Below are 5,327 nucleotides of genomic sequence, written 5' to 3' on the forward strand. Positions count from 1 at the left end.
TACCAGGGATCGAGGTACGGGCCGGCCTCCGGGCGGATCCACGCCTCCAACGGCCGCACATCGGCGCCGAGCTCCACCGCGTAGGCCAGGGTCGGGGTGGCGTACCAGGCCGGGCCCGTCGGCCGCTCGCCGGACGGCGTGAACGGCGACGGGAGGCGCGGGTCGATCTCGACGTCAGAGAGGTCGACGTACCAGCAGCCCGGCAGCGCCTTGTCGAAGCGGGGGCCGTCGGTGTGCACGGCTTCGCCCAGGCCGGCGGTGAGGCGGTTCGCGGCGGCGGCAAACGCCATGTTCACATCGAGCCCGACGGCGAACGGCTGGGCACACTCGTCGTCGTCCCGGAGCTCGACGCCGCGCACCCACTCGTAGGCCTCTTCCTCGAGGACCTGGTCCTCGTGGCTTTGTTCACGAGAACCGGTTCTGGCTCAACTTCCGTGAAGGTGCACGGTGAGTGACGGCTGACGCCGGGCCGGGCCTTCGGGAAGTTGCCTGAAAATGATCAGTGGTGATCTTGGTGTGGCCGACAGTTCGGCGCCGTGGAGAAGTCGGTGCTCCGGTTGGAGGAGCTGTTGTTCTCGTCCGTCGCGGGCCTGGCGGTGCTGTCGGTGGACATGAACAACGAGGCGATACGCGTCGAGGCCCGGAGGACGACGCCTGGCTCGGCGTGTCCGGACTGCGGAACCTGGTCGAGCCGAGTCCACAGCTCCAGGAGCCGCCTCCCACTCGCGAACCTTCTTCACCAGGAGGAACCACATAGTGGCCATCGATTTGACGGAAGCTTCGAATACCCCGCCGCACCGGCCAACGCGTTCAGCACGTTCCAGGCCGGCCAGTCCATCGGCCCGTGGACGGTCGACAGCGGGTCCGTGGACCTGATCGGCAGCGGGTTCTGGCAGGCGGCCGAGAGGGGCCAGTCGGTGGACCTCAACGGCACCGGCCCCGGAAAGGTGTCACAGACCCTCCGGACGATACCGGGGAGGACGTACACGGTGACGTACGCGCTCGCCGGCAACCCGGAAGGCCCCCAGGGCGTGAAGACGGGGCAGGTTCTCATCGACGGGCAGAGCTTCCAGGACTTCTCGTTCGACACCACGGGCAAGACCCGCGCCGACATGGGCTACGTGGGACGGCAGGTGACGTTCGTGGCCATCGGCACCTCCACGACCACCTCGTTCGCCAGTACCACCGCCACCGGCCCCTACGGGCCGGTGATCGACGACGTGAAGTCGAAACCCGCTGCACGGGCTGCTGCTGAGCCACCTGCCCGGGCCGGGACGGCTCGTCCGCGCGTCAGCAAGCCGTCCCGGCCGACACGGACGCCGGCGGCCCCTACCGGAACCAGACCGGTGCGGGGCTGCCGTGCCGCCTACGGGATCGTGCTGGTGACCACGTGTCCGGCGCGCACCGCCCCCTTCGGGGCCTGGGCGGCCCACGAGAAAGTCGAGCACGCGGCGAGATCCCCGGCTTACCCGGACTGCGTGTTCACCGCCCTCTTCCGCGATACCTGAGTGTGCGTCAGCTGATGGTGCGCGCACCGCAGCGATCGCGTACCACTACTTCGGCACGGACGTCCGGTATCCGCCGACGCTGGCACAGGTGCGTGCGGCGGGGCGGTCAGATCGGGATGGCGGCGCCGGCGACCAGGGTCGACCTCGACGTGGAGCCGGTGCCGGAGCGTCTGTCGGCGTGGTCGGTGGGTACGGACTTCTGGACGTTCCGGACCGCGGAGTGGTGGCGGCGGACCTGGGAGAGGAGCGGGTCCGTCGTGGTGGAGACCCGCGGACACGTTGGAGGACGGCTGGCGGGAGTGGTTGCTGTGGAGCGAGGCGTGCGCGGAGTTCGATGCCCCGGAATGGACGACCGGCCTGGCCCGGGGGAAGCGGACACGGTCCGCGATGACTCGGGGCGCGTGCTGACGTTCACGCGTGTGGTGGCGTCCCGGCTGAGCCGTCGTCATCGGCCCGGCACATATACCTGTGGACGCCATGCTGTCGGTGGGCATGGACAGCATGTCGCTATGGCGGGGACGGGTGCCGGGGCGGCGGAACCGGGCAAGAAGCGAAGACCGCGGCTCACGCCTCGGGCTGGGCCACCGCCGGGGCCTGGCCGTTTCGCCGCTGGCCGGCGCCCCCTCGCACTGGACGCTGCACATCGCCACTCCCGCGGCACATCGCCCAAGCGCCGCACTCCGGGCCTGGCTCGCCCTCGTCGACCGCTATGTCCGGTTCCCCGGTGCCGTCGACACGTCCGAGGCGTGCTATCGGAAGCGCGTGACGTAGGCGGCGAGATGGTCGCGCTCGAAGATCGCCAGGTCCCAGTTGGCGGGGAGAACCGCTTCGTTGACCATCCAGACGTAGGCCACCGCCTGCCGGCCGCTGGTCAGGGTGAGCGGGCGGAGCTCATACTGCTGGCCCTCGAAGTCGTCCAACACCCGCCACTCGGAGGGGGTGAGGTCGGTCAGCACGGCGCCGGCGGCCGTGCCCGGCCCGGGAACGAGTCCGGGGTAGATGCGGCCGGCGAGACTGGCCACGCGCCAACCCGGTGCGGAGTCAGGGACGCCGCGGGGCGTCCGACCTGTCAGCCCCTGCAGGACGGGAGCGCAGCGCAGCGTGCCGTAGACGAACAGCGCCTCCGGCGCCTCGCCGAGTGACCCCACACGGTCACATCGGCCCGACGGTGTCCCTTCGCCTTCGCGGTGTTGGTCGGGCACGTGGGCTTCGTTCCTTCCGGCATGGGGCGGTCGAGCCCGGGTGGCTGGAGAGGTTGACGATGCGACCATAGCCCTGGCGCCGCGTCTCCGGGATGGCGGCCGCGCAACAGCGCAATGCGCCAGGCAGCCTGACATCAGGGGTGGCCGGCCGCGCACGTGCCCGAAGTCGGGGCCGCAGCTGCCTGCCCACGGTCCACGTCAAGCCGGCCAAGTTGGTGGGCCCGACCGGGGAGGCATGGGCTCATCAACCCCGTCGCTCCCCCACGCACCTCTCCGCCGGCTCTGCACACGTTCGTCGGGTGCCCCGGCTGAGCGCTGCTTCGCGCCGTTGGATGACGGTGACGGTGTGCTGACTTCTCGTGCCGGGGAGTCCTGTACTACTCCTGTATGTCGATCGACATGTGCGCCGTCAGGGTGCGGAGGAAGTCCGCGGCGTCGAAGATCGCGCCGGCGGAGGCGACGCCGACCGTCCTGGTCTTTCCCATGAGGACGCGGTGGACGGCTTCCACCGCGAGCGGCGCGGTGATGGCGTAGATGTCCTGGCCGCTCGCTGCGGCTCGCCGTTCCCGGCCGTTGGAGCGCACGAGGACGTCGACGAGAAAGGTCTGCTCGGACCGCCCGCGCTCGTCGACCGCGGCCGGTGCCGGCGTGTCGGGGGCTGCCAGGTCCTTCGCCGCCTCGACCGTCATGTAGCTGGACACCTCGGGGATGGCCAGGTGGCTGGGGATGGTGACGATGTCGGCCATGCTGAACTCCCCGATGACCTCGCGGGTCCCCATCGGGTCGGGGAAGGCCCACTTCAGGGTCGGTGCGGCGTCGTCGCGGTACTCCACACGCCCTCCCGAGTAACGGACCCGCTGGCCGTCCCTGCGCTGCCGGGAGACGGCGCCCGCCTCGCGCGTTCCGGTCGTCGGGTGCCAGCCGCTCAGTCCGTAGGCGACGTGCGCCTCGTCGGCCGCCGTCCAGTCGCCCATCGCCGCGGTGACCAACAGGTCGCCGAGGGCTCCGTAGAAGGCCATCGCGGGGACCACCACGGCGCCTGCGGCGCGCGCTCGATCGGCGTAGTGCGTGAACGTGTCGAGGTTGGCCTCGATCTCGGCCGCCACGTCCACGTACGGGATGCCGGCCCGTAGCGCCGCCTCGATCACCGGGGCGGCGGTGGCGGCGAAGGGGCCGGCGCAGTTGATCACGGCCGCCGAGCCGGCCAGCGCACGGTCGAGCGAGGCCGGGTCGTCGATCGTGGCCGGCCGGACGTCGAGCCCGGGGTGGGATGCCGCGAACGCCCGCAGCTTGTCCGCGTCGCGTCCGGACAGCAGAGGGGCGAAGCCTCGATCCAGCAGCTCCGCCACCACGAAGCGTCCGGTGTGTCCGTAGGCGCCGTACACCGTCACCGTGTGAGCCGTTCCCATCAGTTCTCCCGCAGTGCTTGAACCATCAACCGACGCCCAGTCTGGCGGTGGCGGATCGACGGCGCGAGCGTCCGGAACGACACGACCCGTACACTTCCGGACATGGGTACTGTCGCGCTGGCCGTCACCGACGGAATGCTGCACTTCGAACTGTCGTTGGCCTACGAGGTCTTCGCCGCCGCCCCGGACGGGGTGACGGTCCCCTGGTACGACGTCACCGTCTGTGGCCCGGTCGCCGTGCGGGTCGGCCGGTTCCGGCTGGAGCCCGACCACGGCCTCGACCGGCTACCGCGCGCCGACACGGTGATCGTCCCCGGCTGGGCCGACGTCGACCAGGACCCGCCCGCCGCCCTGGTCGACGCGGTGCGCGCCGCCCACGAAGCGGGCGCGCGGGTGGTCTCCCTGTGCACGGGCGCGTTCGTACTGGCCGCCGCCGGCCTGCTGGACGGGAAGCGCGCGACCACGCACTGGGCGCACACCGAGGCCCTCGCCTCCCGCTACCCCCGGGTGGAGGTCGATCCGGACGTGCTCTACGTGGACAACGGCAGCGTGCTCACCTCCGCCGGCAAGGCCGCCGCCATGGACCTCTGCCTGCACCTGATCCGTCTCGACCACGGCTCCGCGATCGCCAACACCGCCGCCCGCCGCCTGGTCGTGCCCCCGCACCGAGCCGGCGGCCAGGCCCAGTTCGTCACCGCCCCCGTGCCCGCCCAGGACGACCACCCGCTTGCCGAACTGCTTCCCTGGGCGATCCAACGCCTCGACCAGCCACTGACCGTCATGGACCTCGCCCGCCGGGCCAACATGAGCTCCCGCCACCTGGGCCGTCACTTCCGGTCGATCACCGGCACCACCCCGCTGCGATGGCTACTGACCCAACGGATCCGACGCGCCCAGGAACTGCTGGAGACCACCGGCGACAGCGTGGACACCATCGCGGAGACCACCGGCATGGGCACCGCCGCGACGCTGCGCCGACACTTCAACCGCACCGTCGGCGTACCCCCCGACACCTACCGCCGCGCCTTCCGCGACACGCGAACCAACCCCACGCCCTAGATGAATGAGTCCAAGGGGTGTCGTTGCGGTCAGTAGTCATAGGCGATCAGTGATCGCTTCACCGGCTGACCGGTCTTGTCGTTGTGCCAGATCGCCGCGGTGAGTGCGAGGACACGCGTCAGGATCCGAACGGCCACTCCTGCCGGGCT

At 70.9% G+C, this 5,327-nt stretch carries 3 protein-coding genes and 3 pseudogenes; 2 read left to right on the forward strand and 4 right to left on the reverse strand.

Annotated elements, in window-relative coordinates; genetic code table 11:
* A pseudogene (locus E1265_RS33140) lies at positions 1 to 392 on the reverse strand (transcriptional regulator); the annotation flags it as partial.
* A 372-nt stretch (positions 393 to 764) separates the two neighbouring features.
* On the opposite strand from E1265_RS33140, the pseudogene E1265_RS33145 reads away from it, so the two are divergent.
* Positions 765 to 1,226, forward strand: a pseudogene (locus E1265_RS33145) (choice-of-anchor C family protein); the annotation flags it as partial.
* A 1,031-nt stretch (positions 1,227 to 2,257) separates the two neighbouring features.
* Here the strand turns inward: E1265_RS33145 and E1265_RS33150 are convergent.
* Together E1265_RS33150 and E1265_RS33155 are read right to left on the reverse strand one after the other, a co-directional pair.
* Positions 2,258 to 2,656, reverse strand: a complete 399-nt coding sequence (locus tag E1265_RS33150; protein ID WP_243741288.1) for a gamma-glutamylcyclotransferase family protein — start codon at positions 2,654 to 2,656, stop codon at positions 2,258 to 2,260.
* 431 nt (positions 2,657 to 3,087) lie between these two features.
* Complete coding sequence (locus E1265_RS33155) at positions 3,088 to 4,119, reverse strand: saccharopine dehydrogenase NADP-binding domain-containing protein (RefSeq protein WP_132934665.1); 1,032 nt, start codon at positions 4,117 to 4,119, stop codon at positions 3,088 to 3,090.
* 102 nt (positions 4,120 to 4,221) lie between these two features.
* Here E1265_RS33155 and E1265_RS33160 point away from each other — a divergent pair, with 102 nt between their 5' ends.
* A complete protein-coding gene (locus E1265_RS33160; RefSeq protein ID WP_132934666.1) occupies positions 4,222 to 5,178 on the forward strand; it encodes a helix-turn-helix domain-containing protein in 957 nt (318 codons plus the stop codon).
* A 29-nt stretch (positions 5,179 to 5,207) separates the two neighbouring features.
* On the opposite strand, the pseudogene E1265_RS39995 reads toward E1265_RS33160, so the two are convergent.
* Positions 5,208 to 5,327 (reverse strand): annotated as a pseudogene (locus E1265_RS39995) (IS982 family transposase); the annotation flags it as partial.

The sequence above is a fragment of the Streptomyces sp. 8K308 genome (assembly GCF_004348315.1).
In the GTDB taxonomy this organism is placed as follows: domain Bacteria; phylum Actinomycetota; class Actinomycetes; order Streptomycetales; family Streptomycetaceae; genus Streptomyces.